The organism is Pseudomonas sp. S3_B11, from assembly GCF_054667715.1.
In genome coordinates this window covers 5,943,411-5,961,797 of the sequence record NZ_CP162749.1, presented here as the reverse complement: position 1 = coordinate 5,961,797, position 18,387 = coordinate 5,943,411, and the positions used below count along the sequence as shown (strand labels likewise).

Here is an 18,387-nt window from a genome sequence, read left to right as displayed (position 1 = left end):
ATGGTGGCTGTGCGCAAGGCGCCTTCGAGTGCGCCGGGTTTGCTTTATTTCACCTACCGATCGGTCCTTTCCGATAGAGGTGATAACCAGGCCGAGAAGCAGGAAGCATCGCTATTGTTGACCGACCTGCACCTGAGGACCTCTCAAGGTATCGCAGCCTGGTGAACATGTATCGCAAGCTGCTCCAAATCGCTGAGATCGGTTGAAGGTCTCCCGGCGACCTTGGCCGCCTCGTCCCAGCGGCGCAAACGCAGGCTGTCGGCAAACAGCGGGTCGGCCTCGAAAGCTTCGGCCTCAGGGGTCGTCATCGGTCCGCCCTGCCAGTGCAGCGTTTGCCGGCTGGCCTCACTCAACCCTGCCAGATAAGCCGGTTCGCGCCAGCTCAGGTAACGCTTGGCGTCAACATGCCGCGCCACCAGCCCCGCCAGGCGCTGGGAGAAGCCCAACCCCAACAGCCAGTTTGCGCCCACCCGCTCGTGGCCTCGACGGCCCAGGCCGGCCATTGAGTTTTCCGTCGTCAGCGGCGCACAGAAGTGCCCGACATCGTGGCAGAAAGCGGCCAGCACCAGCTCTTCGTCTGCCCCTTCGTCACGTGCCAGCTCGGCGGCCTGGACCATATGTTCGAGTTGACTGACCGCCTCGCCGATGTAGTCCGCCTGCGCCTGCTGGCGGCACAGGGCAAACAGCTCGGCCACCGCCTGCTCCGCGCTCATGCGACGCACGCCTGCGGCCATTCTTCTTCGCCGAGCAGCGCCGCCAGGCTGCGCTCGCCGAGGCCTAGGCCGACGCTCATGCCCAGGCCGGTGTGCATCAGTACGGCGCTGACACCTGCTCCGGCTTGCACCACGCTGAACGGGCCGGGCCCGCGCGAGCCGTATACGCCCTGCCAGCGTTCCAGCACCTGCAGCTTGCCGCCCAGGGTGTGCTCGGCCAGCGCCAGCATGAGGTCGTCCACGGCCTCGGCATTGAACGGCGAGGCGTCGCTGCCGTAGTCGTGGGAGTCGCCGATGATCAACTCGCCATGGGGCGTCGGGCTGACCAGCAGGTGGATGCCGTGGGTTTCCAGTTCCGGCTGCTCGCGGCGGATCTGCGCGCGAATGGCCTCGGCTTCCGGCAGATCGGCGAAAGCGCCGTAATGCACGCAGCTGAGTCCGGTGAGCACCGCGTGCTGCAGGTCCAGCGGCTGTTGCAGGCGGGCGCGCAGCATCTGCAAGCGACACACCGAAGGCTGGAGTGCGTCCAGCGGCTCGGCCAGCAAGGTCTGATAATCGTGTCCGGAGCAGACCACGATGTGCCTGGCGATGAAACTTCCGGCGCTGGTCAGGGCGCTACCTGGTTCGACGTCACGCACCAGGGTGGAGAAGTGGAACTGCACGCCCAACCCGCGCAGGTAATCGACGATCTGCGGCAGCGCCTCACGGGAATACAGCTGCTGGTCGTCGAGGCCATGCAGGGCGGCACGATGGTGGGCGAAACGTCCGCCGTACAGCCCATTCAGGGCGGCGCCGCGCAGTAGCTCGACGCGGTAGCCCTGCTCACGAGCGCGGCCCGCGCAGAAGGCTTCGAGCAAGGCTTCTTCGGCTTCGCTGCGTGCAAACAGCAGTGAGCCCTGTTGCTTGAGCTGCAGGCCTGCGGCCTGGCCCAGTTCGGCCCACAGGCCGCGGGACTGGCGGGCCAGGTCGAGCATCACGCCGGGTGCCTGGCCAGTGACCAGGGCCTGGCCGAAGTTGCGGATGGAGGCGCCGAGCGGCGTGTGGCTGCGCTCGAACACACGTACCTTGAGGCCGCGCTTGGCGCCGGCCCAGGCATGGGCGAGGCCGAGCATGCCGGCACCGACGATTAACAGATCGCAGTCGTGCTGACTCATGGGGAAACTCCTGGAACGAAAAAGGCGGCCGCCAACGCAGCCGGATGAATCAACGTGCAGCACCGATTGGCAGAACCCCTCTGGGAAGGCTGGCGGGCGAGCCGTACAGCAGACCCGCGTCACACCGCCAACAGGATTCTGCCGGCCACGTCACTGGGCGACAGGTTCGGACTTGCCGTCGTAGCGCTTGCGCCATTCGGCGAGGATCTTGTCGCGGTTTTCCGAGGCCCAGGCGAAGTCGTTCTTGATCAGGCGCTGCTCGTAGTCGGCGGGCAGTTCCTGGAAGCGCTCGGCGATGCCCGGCTGGGCCAGCACGGCGAAATTCGCCTTGTACAGGTCCATGGCCTCGCGGCTGGCGGAGAAGTCGGCGAGCTTCTTCGCCGCTTCCAGTTGCTCGGTGCCCTTGATGATGCCGGTGGCCTCGATCTCCCAACCCAGGCCTTCCTTCGGCAGGACGATGTCCAGCGGCGCACCCTTGCGCTTGAGTTGCACAGCCGGGTACTCGAAAGAAATGCCGATGGGAAACTCACCGGCGGCGGCCAGCTTGCACGGCTTGGAGCCGGAGTGGGTGTACTGGCCGATGTTCTGGTGCAGCTTGTCCATGTAGGCCCAGCCCTGGGGCTCGCCGAAGGTCTGCAACCAGGCGCTGACGTCGAGGTAGCCGGTGCCGGACGAAGCCGGGTTGGGCATGACGATCTTGCCCTTGTACACCGGGTTGGTCAGGTCTTCCCATTTGGTCGGCTTGGGCAGGCCCTGCTTCTCGGCCTCGATGGTGTTGAAGCAGATGGTCGCAGCCCACACGTCCATGCCGACCCAGGCCGGTGGGTTGGCGGTGTCGCGGTAGTTGGCGCCGATCTTGTCCAGGTTGGCCGGGGCGTAGGCTTCGAGCATGCCTTGTTGCTTGAGCACAGCCAGGCTCGAGCCAGCCAGGCCCCAGACAACGTCTGCCTGCGGACGATCCTTCTCGGCCAGCAGCTTGGCGGTGACAATACCGGTGGAGTCGCGTACCCACTTGATCTCGATATCCGGGTGCAGCTTTTCGAAGGCGCTCTTGTAGGCGGCCAGCTGTTCCACTTCGAGGGCGGTGTACACGGTCAGCTCGGTGTTGGCCTGGGCCTGCATGGCGCAAGCGGCGAGCAGGCCGGCGGCCAGAGCGGTGCGTTTGAACATGAAGAGCTCCTTGGTTGGCATTGCGTGGCGTTGGTTATTCGAATTCAGCTGGCTTGCGGACTCTCGCCCCGGGCCAGGCGAGCGTTGATCGCGTCGATCACCGGCGGCAGTTCGGCGAGGGTGTCGATCAGGTAATGCGGCCGGCTCGGCGCGAACAGCGCGTCGATGCGCGTGCGCTCGGCTTCGCGCTGCGCGGGCGTCAGGGCCTGGTACTGCGCCCAGTCAAGGCCCAGAAAGTTGCCGGAGAAGCGCAGCGCCACGGTCCACATGCCGGCGCTGCGGCCTTCGAGGATGCCCGGCTCGGTGTCGTCGACCTTGACGCAGGCAGCCACGTCGTCGAGGCCGAGGGCGATGACGTTGGCCAGCGCCTGGGCCGGGCTCGGCCGACCCTTGGGCACCTCGTCGGTGGCGACCACATGGTCCGGGCTATAGCCATTGGCGGCGGCCAGCTCGACCACCTTGTCCATCACCTGTTTGGGATAGCCGGAGCAGCTGCCGAGCTTGAGGCCGCGCTCGCGCAGCGCGGCGATACACGCCAGCGCGCCGGGGATCAGCGCCGAGTGCTCGCCGACCTTGGCGATCTGCAAGGGCATGAAGCGCTCATAAATTGCCGTCACATCTTCATCGCTCGGCAGACGGCCGAAGCGACGCTGGTAGCGCTCGGCAATCGCCGGCAGGTTGCACAGGGCGCGGATATGGTCCCATTTGCCCATGCCCATCGGCCCGCGCGCCTCCTCCAGGCTGATCTCGACGTCGAAACTGGCGAAGGCCTCGACGAAGATGCGGGTTGGCGCGAAGGAGCCGAAATCGACCACGGTACCGGCCCAGTCGAGAATGGCGGCGTGCAGGCGGTCGGGGTGTTGGTAGTGCATGGCAGTCTCCAGGGTAATCAATGGCCGGCGGCCGTGCGCCAGGCTTGGGCCCGACGCAGCACACCGCGTGAGGCCCCCGCCAGCAGCAGCGAAACCGCGGCCGAGGTGAGCAGAATCAGGGTGGACATGGCGGCGGCGCCGCCGACGTTGCCGGCGTCGTCCATGTTCAGCACGGCGATGGCGGCGAGCAGGCTGTCCGGGCTGTAGAGGAAGATCACCGCCGACACCGTGGTCATCGCCGAGACGAACAGGTAGCGCAGGATGTCGAGCAACGCCGGCAGGCAAATTGGCAGGGTGACGCGCAAAAAGTGGCGCAGCAGCGGCACCTTCAGCGACAGCGCCGCGGCCTCGAACTCGCCATCGAGCTGGCGCAGCGCGGCGCTGGCAGTCAACTGCGCGGTGGTCAAGAAGTGCGCGATGGTGCACGCCACCAGCAGGGTCAGGCTGCCGTACAGACCGTGCAGCGGATTGCCCGGCAAGTTGAAGAAAAACACGTAGCCCAGGCCCAGCACCAACCCCGGCACCGCCATCGGCACGAAGCTGAGCAGACGCAGGGCCTGGGTCAGCGGGCTCTGCCGGGTCTTCTCCAGCAGGTAGGCGCCGGTGAAGGTCAGCAGGCTGCCGAACACGGCTGTGCAGCCGGCCAGCAGCAGGCTGTTGCGGTACACCTGCCAGCCGCCGGGGAGTTCGGAAAAGGTGTAGTGGTGCAGCGACAGCGACAGGTCGTAGGGCCAGAACTTGACCAACGACGAGTACATCGCCATGCCGAACACACCGAGCAGCGCCGCGCAGATCAGCAGCACCACGGCAAGGAAGGCCAGGTCGCGGCGGCGCGACGGTTGCGGCTGGTAAACCTGGGCGCGACCGCTCATTGCCTCGCGCTGACGCCGGCGTAGCCACAGGTCGACGGCGAAGCTCAACAGCGCCGGCAGCAGCAGGACCATGCCGATCAGCGCCCCGCGGCCGAACTGCTGCTGCCCGACCACTGCTTTGTAGGCCTCCAGCGCCAGCACCTGATAATCGCCGCCGACCACCACCGGCACGCCGAAATCGGTGATGCACAGGGTGAACACCAGGCAGAAGGCGGCGAATACGCCCTGTCGGCTGCCCGGCCAGGTGATGCTGCGAAATGCCCGCCACGGTGAAGCGCCCATGCTCGAGGCGGCGTCGAACAGGCGCGCATCGGCCAGGGCCAGGGCTGAAAGCAGCACCATCAGCGCATGGGGGAAGGTGTAGATGGCTTCGCCGATAACGATGCCCCAGAAGCCATAGATATTGTCCGTGAGCAGGTGCCGGAGCGCGCCCTGGTTGCCAAACAGGTAGATCAGCGCGATGCCCGGCAATATCGACGGTGCCAGCAGCGGCAGCAGGGAAATGCCGCGCCACAGGCCCTTGGCCGGCACGCAGGTACGCTGCAGCGCATAGGCGAAGGCGTAGGCTAGCGGCACGACGATGGCGGCCACGGTCAGCGAGACCGCCAGACTGTTGCCTAGCAGCCAGCGGAAGTTGGCACTGGTGAACAGTTCGGCCGCCGCCGTCAGCCCACCGCCCTGCCCGGGCTCGCTGGCAAAGCCGCGCCAAAGCATGGCCAGTAGCGGCAGCAGCACGGCGAGAACCAGCAGCACCAGCAGCAACCACTGGCCACCGTGGACGAATATCCGGTCGGCCAGGTCGGCAGGCAGGCGCCGCGCGCCGGCTTGGGGCTTGCTCAGCAATACCTGTTCCATCAGACGAACACTTGCAGGCTGCGCGGCGGCAGGGCCACCCAGATATGCGGGGCGCCCAGGCGCGGCATGGCGTCCGGCGCCAGCTCGGCAAGCAGGGCATGACCCGGCAGGGCGTCCAGCTCGAAACTCAGGCGGCAGCGATTGCCGAGGAAGGTGATCTCGCGCATCTGTGCGCTGAACAGGTTGTCTTCGTGCACCGGCGGGTTGACCACCACCGCCTCGGGCCGGCAGAACAGGCGACCGCGTTCGGCCGGCCGGACGCCGTGCAGACGCAGGCTAAGCTCGCCAACCCGGGCGTGCTCGCCGTCGCGCTCGTAGGGCAGCCAGTTGCCCTGGCCGACGAACTCGGCGACGAAGGGCGTGGCGGGCGCGCGATAGATCTCCTGGGGCGTGGCGTATTGCTCGACCCGACCGTGGTTGATCACTGCGATACGGTCGGCCATGAGCATGGCCTCGTCCTGGTTGTGGGTGACCATCACGGTGGTGATGCCCAGGCTCTTCTGCAACTGACGCAACTCGCCGCACAGGTGTTCGCGCACGCGAGCGTCGAGGGCCGACATCGGTTCGTCCAGCAGCAGCAGCTTGGGTGCCGGCGCGAGGGCGCGGGCCAGGGCCACACGCTGTTGCTGACCGCCGGAGAGCTGGCCGGGGTATTTCTGCTCGCTGCCCTTGAGGCCGACCAGCTCAAGCATCTCGGCGACCCGTGCACGGAGGCTCTCGCGGCTGTTGCCGGCCAGGCCGTAACCGATATTTTGCGCCACCGTGAGATTGGGAAACAGCGCATAGGATTGGAACAGGATGCCGTAGTCGCGCGCCTGCGGTGGCAGCGTGGAGACATCACGATTGCCGAAGACAATATTGCCGCCGTCCTGGCGCTCCAGCCCGGCGATGCAGCGCAGCAGGGTGGTCTTGCCGCAGCCCGAGGGGCCGAGCAGGCACACCAGCTCGCCGGCAGAGACGTCCAGCGACACCCCGTCCAGCGCCTGAAAGGCGCCGAAGGCCTTGTGGATATCGCGCAGTTGCAAGCTGACCGTAGCCATGGCGGAACCTCGTCGGTGGAATACGAGGTCCATCCTGGACACAGGGTGCTAAGGCTTTATGGCAGTTGGGCAAAAACTGCCGATAGTGGCATCGGTGGATTTGTGTAGGGATGTGTTTGCGCCCCGGCGGGAGGGCAGCGAGGCGCCTTACGAGGTGCTCACGGCTTCCCGCGCCAGCGCAAGAAAGGCCGCCGGCAGGCGCGCACTGCGGCGCTCCTTGAGACAGTAGAGGTACTCGGCAATCAGCGGCGCGCCTTCCAGTTCGATCACCCGCAGCTCGGCGCTGGCCGGCACTTCGTGGCGAGCGGTGATGCTGATGCCGATATTGCGCAGCACCGCTTCGTGGATCGACTCGCGGCTGCCAATCTCCAACAACGAGCCCAGCGCCACGCCAGCGTCGCGCAGCAACTGTTCGGTGAGCACGCGAGTGGTCGAACCTTTCTCGCGCATCAGCAGGCAGTGCCCGGCCAGGGCTGCGAGCGGCACGCGTTCCCGCGCGGCCAGCGGGTGACTACGGTGTACGGCCAACACCAGTGGATCGTGGCCCAACAGCAGGCGGGTCAGTCGCGGGTCTTCGACCAACAGCGAGGAGGCGGCAAGGTCGACGCGGTAGTCTTCCAGCGCTTCGATCACCTGCTGCGAGTTGCCGATCTCCAGGGTCACCTCGCATTGCGGCAGTTGCTCGCGAAAGCGCCGAACCAGGTCGAGCATGTAGTAAGGCGCAGTGGCGCCGATGCGCAGGGCACCTTGTACCTGGCCGCAGTTGCGCAAGAAGAACTCAATGTCGGCCTCCTGTTGCAGCAACTGCTGCACCATGGGCAGCAGGCGTACGCCTTCATCGCTCAGGGTCAGACGCCGACCACCCCGGTAGAACAGCTCGACGCCGTACTGCCCTTCGAGGCTGCGGATTTGCGTGGTGACCGTGGGCTGGCTGAGGCCGAGCTTTTTCGCCGCCTGGGTGATGCTGCCCAGGCGGGCGACCATGTGGAAGGATTTCAGCTCAGCGAAGGACATTATGTATACGGCTCTCAGTACGGATCACCCTTGAAGGCGCGTGAGCATACGTTACAGCTTGGAAGTGACAGAACGTCAGTAAAGCATGACGGGCAGATCGACTTGCAGCGTTTTGTGATGCGTTACGACAACGTCAGGTTCCATAGCTAAAACCTGCCCTCTGGCTCCGAATTTCAAGGCAAAACGAAGCTTTGTTTATTCCGCAACAGGCACCCTTCCATCAAGCTACGAATCCTTGCGCCATTGCCTACAACTACGCCAGAATCCGCCCGCTTGTGCGCCTTGCCCATGGGTTCTATTGTTTTCCTGCCACTGCCCATCAGTGGTCGGGTTTAGTAGCCCGAGGTTTTCCGCAAGATGCATGAGCTCTCCACTCAGGCAGGTGTTCCAATTCCTGTCCTTGATGGTGGCTGTGCGCAGGGCGCTTCGGCGCGCCGGCAATGCTGGAATCCCCGGTCTACTAACCTGCGTACAGCCGCCACCCTTCTTTTAGTAGGGAAGAGGTCGCGGCCTAACTCGAGGATTCCAGCTTATGTTCAAAATAACTCCAAACCCTCCGGAAACGGACAACACTTCCGCGCAATCCAAAGCCAAAAAGCACGACGAAACCACCAAACGCGTCTTGGATCACTACCTGCTACCCAAACCGGAAAAGTCCGAAGATGCGTCCCAACCGGGCCAACTCTTCACCGTCGCAAAAAACGCCGACAACGAATCCCTCCTCGCCAACCTCAGCGAAACCCTGGCGGCAGCTGATGCGATGGTCAGCAACCTGGCTTTCGACCTGGAAGGTCCGCGCCGTCACATCCTCCTCGGCATTCAACAGTTGATTGAATTGAGTTCATTGCTGGCGAATCGGGTGTTGGATAACGTTGATCCGCGATAGCGTAACCCCCAACAACAAATCCGATGCCTCGCGTCGGATTTGTTTTATTCATTTATCTGTTGCCTCTGTGGCAAGTGGGCTTCGTAGCATCACCTGCGGCACGATGTTGGCTGGCTTGAGCGTCGTGAATTTTTCTTCTAAAGGCTCTGTCGGTGTCGCAGATGTCTTTCCTAAGGGCCGGGAATGCTCCATCCGTCGATTGGCGAGTCGTGAGCATGGGCGAGGGCCTGAAAATACTGGACAAAATGCCAGCCTTGTCGATACTCTAAGTACGCTTACGGTTGTTAATTTTTTAAATGAAAGTTTGATAACTTATTAAGTTTGGAATGGAGTTCCATAATATGTTAGCTCTGAATAATTTATCCTGTTAGTTCTTTCTGCTTAGGGCAAGGATCGGTTTCACGAGTTAGCAACTCTGAAACAAATAGCTAAATGCAGGGCAAAAAAATGGCTAACGGAAAAATACTAAGGCAACTCTTCAAAGCGGGGACTCTCGGCGATCCGGCCGCGTTCCGTCGTGCTTCTGAAGCTATCATTGAAGAAGAGCGCCAAAAACAGCATCACTTGTTGGCTAACGATTTAGAGCAAATTCTTTACGGCGGCGACATGCATACTCAGTCGTCAGGTCGAAAACCTCAGTTTGAATTTGAGATTCCGGTCGATAAGGAACGTGGGCTTCCGTTGCTCGATATCAGACCACCCAAGCGCTCCTTGGAGGAAATTATCCTGCCGGAAACTAGTTCCGACATGATTGAGGAAATGTTGGAAGAGCACCGCAGGGCTGATGTACTCCGCAGTTATGGAATGAAGCCCTCAGGCAAGATCATTTTCTTCGGCCCACCAGGTTGCGGTAAGACACTTGCTGCTGAGGTAATTGCTTTCGAACTGGATCGTCCTTTGGCAATTGTTCGTCTCGATGCTTTGGTCTCTTCCTTCCTAGGCGAGACTGCGGCGAACCTACGAAAAGTCTTCGATTTCATTGCACGGCACGATCTAGTAGTGCTCTTCGATGAGTTTGATGCCATTGGTAAGGAGCGCGGAGACAGCGGTGAACACGGCGAGCTTCGTCGTGTGGTTAACGCGGTGCTTCAGATGATGGACGCCTACGACGGCAGAAGCCTCATTTTGGCAGCAACCAACCATGAAAACATTCTCGACTCTGCCATTTGGCGTCGTTTCGATGATGCAATTGAATTCCCGCTCCCAAATCAGAAGCAGTTGATCTCGTTGCTGCAACTCAAGCTACGTGGCACTCGCCGCCAGTTTGAACTTGATGACAGGAATCTGCTGAGCGAATTTGAAGGCAAGAGCGGTGCTGATGTTGAGCGCGTTGTTCGCCGCGCAGTCAAACGCATGATCTTGAGAGGCCAAGAGTTTCTTACGATCAAGGAACTACGCAGCGCTCTTGTTCGAGAAGGCCTACGAAAACACTAACGATCTTCAATCAAGGATGATGAATTGGCAACGTACAAACACCTAACCATTGATCGTGAAAACCTCAATAACCGCCGGCGAACAAAGAACCCACCAAGGTTCCAAAAACGAGGTGATCTTCGAGGTCATGGTCAGAAGCTCAATGCGTATTTTGCCACTGCTGCAGCGGAAGCGCGAAAGCAGCTGAAGTCTTCTGAGAACTCTCCGTTCGTGCTCAAGATTAGATACGAAGGCGCGATGACTTTTGAAAATCTTCAAAAGCATGGTCTTGAGTTCATAAGTCAGGAAGATAAGCAGCTTTGTGTGGTATTCGCGACTGAGGCTGGCTTGGCCATGTTTCAGGAACACCTGAACAAACTCGGTGTGGCGGGACAAACAATTACATATCGTCAGATTCTTGAGGCTATCGAAGGCATTGACAGCTGGTCAGCCGAAGATCGTAAGAGTTGGGCCTTGCACCATATCGGACTTCCTGACACTGATACCTTCAAGCTGGATGTCGAGCTCTGGCCGCACCATGTTGCCAACCACCCCGTTCGTGTTCGCCTGTGTGCTGCTTTCGAAGCGTGGCTTACGGAGGTTGGGGTTGCAACTATCCACCGGCTAAATTTTGATAGCTTGGTTATGTACCGCGTCGAGGTCAATATGATCCAGGCCGAGCTGCTGTTGAACCATGGCGACGTTCGCCTAATAGACCTAATTCCTCAGACCGGTATCTCCTATCCCCAGTTGAACCGCGATATTGCTGAACTTCCGCGAAATATTCCAAGTCCGGCGCAGGATGCTGCCCGCGTTTGCATACTCGACAGCGGAATCAATACAAACCACCCTCTGCTTAGAATGGCGATAGGGGAAAGCCAATCATTCGTGCGGGACCAAGACGAGTTCGACGAAGCCGGCCACGGGACTGCCGTAGCGGGTATTGCCTTGTATGGGGACGTTGAGGCATGCGAGCGAAGCAATTTCTGGCGCCCAGAATTTTGGCTTTATAACGGCAAGGTCATGCGCAAATGTCTGCAAACCAACAACGCCGTCTACGATGAACACACAGTAGAAGCCACATTGACCGAAGCGGTGGAGCACTTCGTTGAGCTGGGCTGCAGGATATTCAACCTATCATTGGGCAATTCCAACGCACCTTATGATGGTACTCACATCAGAGGCTTGGCATATATACTCGATGTCCTCGCGCGTAAGCATAATGTTCTATTTGTGGTTTCAACTGGCAACTTCAGAGGATCCGAAGACCCGCTTATTCCCATAAACAGCTGGCGTGAGGAATACCCAGAATATCTTCTGCACGAGCAGAGTGTCATCATTGATCCGGCCCCTGCGTTGAACGTTCTGACGATAGGAAGCGTTGCCCGTCATAATGCAACGTACGACAGTCAACGATACCCTGAGATTCATCAGCTCTCGCCGGCTTCTGAAGGCCAGCCATCTCCGTTTACTCGCCATGGACCGTCTGTCAAAGGCGCTCTGAAACCTGAACTGGTCGCCGCTGGTGGAAACTTGGCTTGCCCAATGCATCAAGCGGGTGATCAATGGAAGGTGGATATGCGTGGATTGGGCGTCCTTACGCTTAATCATCAATTTCAAGGCAATACGATCTTCAAGGAGATCAGTGGTACAAGTTTCTCGGCCCCTTATGTCACCCACCTGGCCGGTCGGTTGCTCAACGAATACCCGGAGGCGTCCGCGAGTCTTTTGAGGGCGATGTTGGTCAATCATGCTTCTTTGCCTGACGAAATTGAAACGACGTTTTCGGAAGATTTGAAAGACGCTTACAAGGAAAACAAAGCCACCCGACAGCGAGATATGTCGCGTGACGTTGGGGGGTATGGCCAAGTTAACGAGAGTGACCTTTTCAGATCCTCTGATAACTGTGTGGTTTTGATGTGCGAGGAAGCGATCGAGAAAGACTCGTGTCAGTTTTATGAACTGCCGCTACCTGCTTCCTATTTACGCAAGGCTAAGGGCATAAGAGAACTCAGCGTGACCCTTGCCTACTCACCAGCAGTTCGAACCACTCGGCTAGACTATTTGGCGACTCAAATTAGTTACCGTCTGGTCAAAGGCGAATCCCTTGAGGCTGTCCAGAAATCTTTCAACCACGAAAAACAGGACCAAGAGAAAACTCGTAATGATGATGCTATCCCGAACCGGGATATTTCGGCGCAGCTCAGAAGTCGAGGAACTGTCCAGTCGTCCAGATGGATCTTCAAGCAGCGTAATCCTGCTGAAAAATGGTTTGTTGTGGTTATACGTCAGGATAGAGAATGGAACCATCCCGATGTTTTGGATAAGGAGCCTTACGCATTGGTAGTGACCGTAGCTGATCGTGATAACGAACGTGCTCAGCTCTACACGGAGATCCAGGCCACTATCGCTCAACAAGTCCAAGCTCGCGAACAAGTGCGTCAGGAGGCTCGGCAACAGGTAAAAGTCTGAGTGATTTTTAGCACAATGTTTGTGATTCGGAACGAGAGTTTCCTTAATGACCGGAGCGGGCGTTGACGACTCGGAGCAAGCTCCCTCGCCACGTCATTGATATTTCGAACATAAAAACGGGGCCACACTCACGTGCAGCTCCGTTTGTAGTTGAGCGTCAGCTCAAAACGCCGGCAACACCGCGCCTTTGTACTTCTCAAGAATAAAAGCCTTCACTTCCGGCGTATGCAGCGCCGCAACCAGCTTCTTCATCGCCTCACTGTCCTTATCATCCTCACGAGCCACCAGGATGTTCACATAAGGCGAGTCGTTACCTTCGATAACCAACGCATCTTTGGAAGGATCAAGCTTGGCTTCCAGCGCATAGTTGGTATTGATCAACGCCAGGTCCACCTGGGTCAGCACTCGCGGAATAGTCGCCGCTTCCAGCTCGCGGAATTTCAGATCCTTCGGGTTCTCAACAATGTCCTTGGTGGTGGACAGGATGTTGCCCGAATCCTTCAACTTGATCACCCCAGCCTTCGCCAGCAGCAACAGCGCACGACCGCCGTTGGTGGCGTCGTTCGGGATCACCACGTTGCCACCACCTGGCAATTCGGCGAGTGTCTTGTACTTACTGGAATACGCGCCCAGTGGTTCCAGGTGCACACCGGCCACGCTCACCAGGTGCGTGCCCTTGGCCTTATTGAACTCATCCAGGTAAGGCTGGTGTTGGAAGAAGTTGGCGTCCAGGCGTTTTTCGGCGACTTGTACGTTCGGCTGGATGTAGTCGGTGAAGACTTTGACCTTGAGGTCCACGCCTTCTTTGGCCAGGGCCGGTTTGACGAATTCGAGGATTTCCGCGTGCGGGACCGGGGTGGCCGCGACGGTCAGGGTGTCGGCGGCGTGGGCGGAAAACGCTGCGGCGGCAGCGAAGGCAACCAGTAGTTTTTTCATTCAGCTAACTCCTTGTGGGGCGCCTGCTCTTGGCGCCTGCCAGCGAATGGCCGGCTCATGGTTTATTGGCCGCGAGGCCTTATTTTCTAGAGAAATGCACAACCAGTTTGTCGCCCACGGTCTGCAGGACCTGCACCAGCACCAGCAGCAATACCACCGTGACTACCATCACATCGGTCTGGAAACGTTGGTAACCGAACCGGATTGCCAGGTCGCCCAAACCACCGGCGCCGACCACACCGGCCATGGCCGTGTAGGACACAAGCGTAATCGCTGTCACCGTAATCGCTGCAAAAATGCCTGGGCGGGCTTCCGGCAGCAAGGCGTTGACGATGATCTGTCGGGTGGTCGCGCCCATGGCCTGGGTCGCTTCGATGATGCCGCGGTCGACTTCGCGCAGGGCGGTTTCCACCAGGCGGGCGAAGAATGGTGTGGCGCCGACCACCAGCGGTGGGATCGCGCCGGCCACGCCCAGGGAGGTGCCGGTGATCAATACCGTGAACGGGATCATCACGATCAACAGGATGATGAACGGCAGCGAACGCAGGATGTTCACGATCAGCGACAGCAGCGCATAAACGCCACGGGCTTCGAGCAGCTGGCGCGGGCTGCACAGGAACAACAGCACCCCCAGCGGCAGGCCGAGCAGGACGGTGAACAGCAGCGAACCGAACAGCATCAGGAAGGTGTCGCCCGTCGCCAGCCAGATTTCCAGCCAGTCGATGTTGGAGAAGAACGAACTCAACAGTTCCATTAGCGCAGCACCTCCATGTGGACATCGGCCGCGGTGAAGCGGGCAAACGCCGCCTCCATGTCACCGCCGGTGATGGCGAGGGTCAGTTGCCCGTAGGGGGTGTCTTTGATGCGGTCGATACGACCGGCCAGGATGCTGTAGTCCACGCCGGTTTCCCGGGCAATGGTGCCGAGCAATGGCGCGTAGGTCGCTTCGCCCTGGAACGTCAGACGCACGATGCGCCCTGGGACGTGAGCGAAATCGTCGCGCTGTTCGCTTTCGTCGATCTGCTCGTCTTCCTGGACGAAACGCTTGGTTGTCGGGTGCTTGGGGTGCAGGAACACCTGGGCCACCGGGCCTTGCTCGACGATCACGCCGGCGTCCATCACGGCCACTTGATCGCAAACGCGGCGGATCACGTCCATTTCATGGGTGATCAGCACGATGGTCAGCTTCAGCTCGCGGTTGATTTCCGCCAGCAGTTGCAGCACCGAGGCAGTGGTCTGTGGGTCGAGGGCGCTGGTGGCCTCGTCGCACAGCAAAATCTTGGGTTTGGTCGCCAGGGCGCGGGCGATGCCAACGCGCTGCTTCTGGCCGCCGGACAGTTGCGCCGGGTATTTGCGAGCGTGGTCGGACAGGCCCACCCGCGCCAGCAACTCGGCAACGCGCTGGTCGATTGCGCTGCGGGACAATTCGCCCGCCAGCGTCAGTGGCAGCGCCACGTTGTCGGCCACGGTCTTGGACGCCAGCAAGTTGAAGTGCTGGAAGATCATCCCGACTTGCTGGCGGAAGCGGCGCAGGCCGCTGGCGTCCAGGGCGGTGACTTCTTCGCCGTCGACGATGATCTTGCCGCCCGTGGAATCTTCCAGGCGATTGATCAGGCGCAGCAAGGTGCTTTTTCCCGCACCGGAATGGCCAATCAGGCCGAAGACCTGACCGTTCTCAATCGTCAGACTGGTCGGATGCAGGGCGGGGATATCCCTACCGGCGACTCGGTAGGTTTTATGGACGTCTTGAAACTCGATCACGTAGCGAACCTTGTGGGGCGCGTTGGAAAAGGGTCAGCGGTTAGCCGGGCGCGCATTTTAGCCTGTCCGTATAGAGGTTCTTAGCATTTATTTGCGATCAGACCTGTCATTTGGCAATAACGCGATCAAAGGCCATAAAAAAGGAACACGGCCAAACGGCGTCGGTCACTCATTAAGCCACTCGAAATGCCGGGGTCATGCACCTGCGGTATCGAACTCAGATTCCTGGCCACGGCGAGGAACGCAAAGAGGAGTCATGCCTGATGAGTACCAAGAAGCCCACGGTCAACAAGAGCCAACTGGCCGGGACCGACACGCTGGATCGCGGTAACACCAACGCCAAGCTCGAGAGCCTGGAACAGTTTCGCTCCGACGCCACCGAACAGGCGTTGCGCACCAACCAGGGCGTGAAGATCGCCGATAACCAGAACACCCTGCGCGCCGGCCCCCGCGGCCCTTCGTTGCTGGAAGACTTCATCATGCGTGAAAAAATCACGCACTTTGACCATGAGCGTATCCCGGAGCGCATCGTCCACGCTCGCGGGACCGGCGCCCATGGGTATTTTCAGAGCTACGATGCGCATTCGGCATTGACCAAGGCCGGTTTCCTACAAGATCCGAGCAAGAAAACCCCGGTGTTCGTGCGTTTTTCCACTGTGCAAGGCCCACGCGGCTCCGGCGACACCGTGCGCGACGTGCGTGGTTTTGCGGTGAAGTTCTTCACCGACGAAGGCAACTTCGATCTGGTGGGCAACAACATGCCGGTGTTTTTCATTCAGGATGCGGTGAAATTTCCGGACTTCGTCCACGCGGTAAAACCCGAGCCCCATAACGAAATTCCTACAGGTGGCTCGGCCCACGACACGTTCTGGGATTTTGTCTCGCTGGTGCCGGAATCGGCTCACATGGTGATCTGGGCGATGTCTGACCGGGCCATTCCAAAAAGCTTACGTGCAATGCAGGGTTTTGGTGTGCACACCTTCCGCATGATCAACGCTGAAGGCAAAAGCAGCTTCGTCAAATTCCACTGGCGCCCTACCGTCGGCACCTGCTCGTTGGTATGGGACGAAGCCCAGAAGCTGGCGGGTAAAGATACGGACTACCACCGTCGCGATCTCTGGGAGTCGATCGAGATGGGCGACTACCCGGAATGGGAGTTCGGCGTGCAGATTGTCGCCGAGGAAGACGAGCACAAGTTTGACTTCGACCTGCTCGACCCGACCAAGATCATCCCTGAAGAACTCGTGCCCATCACCCCCCTGGGCAAGATGGTGCTGAACCGCAACCCGGACAATTTCTTCGCCGAAGTCGAGCAAGTTGCGTTCTGCCCAGGGCACATCGTGCCGGGCATCGACTTTTCCAATGACCCGTTGCTGCAAGGGCGGCTGTTTTCCTACACCGATACGCAGATCAGCCGACTCGGTGGGCCGAATTTTCATGAGCTGCCGATCAACCGGGCGATCACCCCGGTACACAACGGTCAGCGTGATGCGATGCACCGCACCACCATCGACAAGGGCCGTGCGTCCTACGAGCCGAACTCCATCGACGGCGGCTGGCCGAAGGAAACCCCGCCTGGACCGGAAGACGGCGGCTTCGAAAGTTATCCAGAGCGCATCGACGCCTACAAGATCCGCCAACGCAGCGATTCGTTCGGTGATCATTTCTCCCAGGCTCGGTTGTTCTACAAGAGCATGAGCCCTCATGAGCAGGAGCACATCATCGCTGCCTACAGCTTCGAGCTGGGCAAGGTGGAGCGTGAGTTCATCCGGGCGCGGCAGGTCAATGAGATCCTCGCCAATATCGACCTGGAACTGGCCGGGCGAGTGGCGAAAAACCTCGGGTTGCCGGCGCCCACCGCTGGCACCGTCGATGTACCAACGCCATCGCTGGAGCAGTCTCCGGCCTTGAGCCAGGCGAACCTGCTGTCCGGCGACATCAAAACGCGAAAAGTGGCGGTGTTGGTGGCTAACGGTGTCGACGGGGCGATCATCGATGCGCTCAAGAAGGCCCTGAAGGCCGAGGGCGCCCACGCCAAAGTGTTGGGGCCGACCTCCGCGCCGGTAACCACGGCCGATGGGAAAACGCTGGCGGTGGATGCGTCCATGGAAGGCTTGCCGTCGATTGCCTTTGACGCGGTGTTCGTGCCCGGTGGCGCGGAGTCGATCAAGGCCTTGAGTCGCGACGGCGTGGCTTTGCATTACGTGCTGGAGGCCTACAAGCATCTGAAGGCCATTGGGCTTCATAGTGAGGCCCGGCAGTTGTTGGTGGAGTTGAAGCTGGAGGTGGATGCGGGGTTGATCGAAGATGCGGATGCGAGCGGTTTTTCGCGGTTTTTCGCGGCGATTGCTCAGCATCGGGTTTGGGCGCGGGAGCCGAAGGCCAAGGCGGTTCCAGCCTAAAGAGATTTGTTGTCTGGTAGGGCGCTATCGCGAGCAAGCTCGCTCCCACATGGGGTGTTGTAATCGACACAAAACCCCTGTGGGAGCGAGCTTGCTCGCGATGCTTTTAGGGCTTACGCGGTGTCAGCACCATCTGCGCCGGCACACTGCGCAAAATCTGCTTCTGCAGCTTCAAATCAAACCCCGGGTCCAGTTTCTTGACCCGTTTGGTCAGCAACGTCGCCAGCCACGGATAATCATCGGTGCGCGGCGCCTGGATGCTGACGTCACACTGATAATTCACCACGTCGGCGGCGATGGCGTCCAGTTGTCGACGCATTTGCTGGATATCGGCGAGGTTGAGCGCAACCGTGGTGCTGGGTGCGCTCGGGTCGATCACTTTGGCGACCGGTTTGGCTTCGGCGGCCTTGAGGTCGGCCTCGGCTTTATCCAGGTCGGCCTTGCGGGCTTCGGCAATGGCGCTGTTGACCTCGCCGGTGAGCGCCGGGGCCTTGGGCATCAAGGCTCGGGCACGGCTCAGGGCGGTGGCAGCGGCGTTGACGTCGCCTTTTTGCAGATCGATCTGGCTGCGGCGCAAATACGCCTCGGCCAGTTGCCGCTGGTAGGGTTCCAGCGAGCGGTCTTCGGGCGATTGGGCTTGCAAGGCGGCCAACTGGTCTTCGGCGGTGGCCAGCTCATTGCTGGCAAGGCTTTGCTCGAGCTGCGCGATGGCCGGGCCCCGCGTATCGGGGGCCTGGGTGACCGGCGGTGTACTCTGGCAGGCGCCCAGCAGCAGGGAAAATGCGACAAGGAGCAGATAACGGGAGGCGAACGGCTTCATTCCTGCG

15 protein-coding genes are annotated in these 18,387 nt (G+C 60.2%); 4 read left to right on the top strand and 11 right to left on the bottom strand.

Translation table 11 applies throughout. The features are described from left to right. Positions 1 to 143: 143 nt before the first annotated feature. The 7 genes from AB4O22_RS26665 to AB4O22_RS26635 all read right to left on the bottom strand — a co-directional run bounded on the left by AB4O22_RS26665 (position 144) and on the right by AB4O22_RS26635 (position 7,690). Positions 144 to 713, bottom strand: a complete 570-nt coding sequence (locus tag AB4O22_RS26665; RefSeq protein WP_460097508.1) for an HD domain-containing protein — start codon at positions 711 to 713, stop codon at positions 144 to 146. Further along, the gene (locus tag AB4O22_RS26660; protein WP_460097506.1) at positions 710 to 1,867 is read right to left on the bottom strand and encodes a TIGR03364 family FAD-dependent oxidoreductase; all 1,158 of its coding nucleotides are present in this window, start codon (positions 1,865 to 1,867) and stop codon (positions 710 to 712) included. Before AB4O22_RS26660 ends, AB4O22_RS26665 begins: the two co-directional genes overlap by 4 nt. 150 nt (positions 1,868 to 2,017) lie before the next feature. Then, a complete protein-coding gene (locus AB4O22_RS26655; protein WP_003196191.1) occupies positions 2,018 to 3,037 on the bottom strand; it encodes a putative 2-aminoethylphosphonate ABC transporter substrate-binding protein in 1,020 nt (339 codons plus the stop codon). Between the two features lie 44 nt (positions 3,038 to 3,081). Beyond that, positions 3,082 to 3,909 carry a phosphonoacetaldehyde hydrolase gene (gene phnX / locus AB4O22_RS26650; RefSeq protein WP_003196193.1) on the bottom strand — a complete coding sequence of 276 codons (828 nt, stop codon included), beginning with the start codon at positions 3,907 to 3,909 and terminating at the stop codon, positions 3,082 to 3,084. A gap of 17 nt (positions 3,910 to 3,926) precedes the next feature. Then, a complete protein-coding gene (locus AB4O22_RS26645; RefSeq protein WP_426386010.1) occupies positions 3,927 to 5,636 on the bottom strand; it encodes a putative 2-aminoethylphosphonate ABC transporter permease subunit in 1,710 nt (569 codons plus the stop codon). Then, positions 5,636 to 6,676: a putative 2-aminoethylphosphonate ABC transporter ATP-binding protein gene (locus tag AB4O22_RS26640; protein WP_460097503.1), complete on the bottom strand. Its 1,041-nt coding sequence runs from the start codon at positions 6,674 to 6,676 to the stop codon at positions 5,636 to 5,638. The genes AB4O22_RS26645 and AB4O22_RS26640 overlap by 1 nt, the downstream gene beginning before the upstream one ends. 147 nt (positions 6,677 to 6,823) lie before the next feature. Then, the gene (locus AB4O22_RS26635) at positions 6,824 to 7,690 is read right to left on the bottom strand and encodes a LysR family transcriptional regulator (RefSeq protein ID WP_003196199.1); all 867 of its coding nucleotides are present in this window, start codon (positions 7,688 to 7,690) and stop codon (positions 6,824 to 6,826) included. 532 nt (positions 7,691 to 8,222) lie between these two features. On the opposite strand from AB4O22_RS26635, the gene AB4O22_RS26630 reads away from it, so the two are divergent. The 3 genes from AB4O22_RS26630 (at position 8,223) to AB4O22_RS26620 (ending at position 12,461) form a co-directional block, all read left to right on the top strand. Then, on the top strand, positions 8,223 to 8,576 hold the full coding sequence (locus AB4O22_RS26630; RefSeq protein WP_204127193.1) for a DUF6124 family protein: 354 nt from the start codon (positions 8,223 to 8,225) through the stop codon (positions 8,574 to 8,576). Positions 8,577 to 9,023: 447 nt separating this feature from the next. After that, a complete protein-coding gene (locus AB4O22_RS26625) occupies positions 9,024 to 10,010 on the top strand; it encodes an AAA family ATPase (RefSeq protein ID WP_460097501.1) in 987 nt (328 codons plus the stop codon). A gap of 24 nt (positions 10,011 to 10,034) precedes the next feature. Continuing rightward, positions 10,035 to 12,461 carry a S8 family peptidase gene (locus tag AB4O22_RS26620; RefSeq protein WP_460097500.1) on the top strand — a complete coding sequence of 809 codons (2,427 nt, stop codon included), beginning with the start codon at positions 10,035 to 10,037 and terminating at the stop codon, positions 12,459 to 12,461. Between the two features lie 162 nt (positions 12,462 to 12,623). Here the strand turns inward: AB4O22_RS26620 and AB4O22_RS26615 are convergent, their stop codons facing one another. From AB4O22_RS26615 to AB4O22_RS26605, 3 genes are all read right to left on the bottom strand, one after another. After that, positions 12,624 to 13,397: a MetQ/NlpA family ABC transporter substrate-binding protein gene (locus tag AB4O22_RS26615; protein ID WP_460097498.1), complete on the bottom strand. Its 774-nt coding sequence runs from the start codon at positions 13,395 to 13,397 to the stop codon at positions 12,624 to 12,626. A gap of 79 nt (positions 13,398 to 13,476) precedes the next feature. After that, complete coding sequence (locus AB4O22_RS26610; RefSeq protein ID WP_003196204.1) at positions 13,477 to 14,151, bottom strand: methionine ABC transporter permease; 675 nt, start codon at positions 14,149 to 14,151, stop codon at positions 13,477 to 13,479. Beyond that, positions 14,151 to 15,158: a methionine ABC transporter ATP-binding protein gene (locus AB4O22_RS26605; protein ID WP_003196206.1), complete on the bottom strand. Its 1,008-nt coding sequence runs from the start codon at positions 15,156 to 15,158 to the stop codon at positions 14,151 to 14,153. Before AB4O22_RS26605 ends, AB4O22_RS26610 begins: the two co-directional genes overlap by 1 nt. A 197-nt stretch (positions 15,159 to 15,355) precedes the next feature. On the opposite strand from AB4O22_RS26605, the gene katE reads away from it, so the two are divergent. Next, positions 15,356 to 17,560, top strand: a complete 2,205-nt coding sequence (gene katE / locus AB4O22_RS26600) for a catalase HPII (protein WP_223524051.1) — start codon at positions 15,356 to 15,358, stop codon at positions 17,558 to 17,560. 106 nt (positions 17,561 to 17,666) lie between these two features. On the opposite strand, the gene AB4O22_RS26595 is transcribed toward katE, so the two are convergent. Then, complete coding sequence (locus tag AB4O22_RS26595; protein WP_003196211.1) at positions 17,667 to 18,380, bottom strand: PA5502 family lipoprotein; 714 nt, start codon at positions 18,378 to 18,380, stop codon at positions 17,667 to 17,669. Between the last annotated feature and the right edge of the window lie 7 nt (positions 18,381 to 18,387).

Bases quoted from the DNA above. Each gene is read 5' to 3' on its own strand.
- AB4O22_RS26665 (WP_460097508.1), bottom strand. From the start codon at position 713: ATGAGCGCGGAGCAGGCGGTGGCCGAGCTGTTTGCCCTGTGCCGCCAG.
- AB4O22_RS26660 (WP_460097506.1), bottom strand. From the start codon at position 1,867: ATGAGTCAGCACGACTGCGATCTGTTAATCGTCGGTGCCGGCATGCTC.
- AB4O22_RS26655 (WP_003196191.1), bottom strand. From the start codon at position 3,037: ATGTTCAAACGCACCGCTCTGGCCGCCGGCCTGCTCGCCGCTTGCGCC.
- phnX (WP_003196193.1), bottom strand. From the start codon at position 3,909: ATGCACTACCAACACCCCGACCGCCTGCACGCCGCCATTCTCGACTGG.
- AB4O22_RS26645 (WP_426386010.1), bottom strand. From the start codon at position 5,636: ATGGAACAGGTATTGCTGAGCAAGCCCCAAGCCGGCGCGCGGCGCCTG.
- AB4O22_RS26640 (WP_460097503.1), bottom strand. From the start codon at position 6,676: ATGGCTACGGTCAGCTTGCAACTGCGCGATATCCACAAGGCCTTCGGC.
- AB4O22_RS26635 (WP_003196199.1), bottom strand. From the start codon at position 7,690: ATGTCCTTCGCTGAGCTGAAATCCTTCCACATGGTCGCCCGCCTGGGC.
- AB4O22_RS26630 (WP_204127193.1), top strand. From the start codon at position 8,223: ATGTTCAAAATAACTCCAAACCCTCCGGAAACGGACAACACTTCCGCG.
- AB4O22_RS26625 (WP_460097501.1), top strand. From the start codon at position 9,024: ATGGCTAACGGAAAAATACTAAGGCAACTCTTCAAAGCGGGGACTCTC.
- AB4O22_RS26615 (WP_460097498.1), bottom strand. From the start codon at position 13,397: ATGAAAAAACTACTGGTTGCCTTCGCTGCCGCCGCAGCGTTTTCCGCC.
- AB4O22_RS26610 (WP_003196204.1), bottom strand. From the start codon at position 14,151: ATGGAACTGTTGAGTTCGTTCTTCTCCAACATCGACTGGCTGGAAATC.
- katE (WP_223524051.1), top strand. From the start codon at position 15,356: ATGCACCTGCGGTATCGAACTCAGATTCCTGGCCACGGCGAGGAACGC.
- AB4O22_RS26595 (WP_003196211.1), bottom strand. From the start codon at position 18,380: ATGAAGCCGTTCGCCTCCCGTTATCTGCTCCTTGTCGCATTTTCCCTG.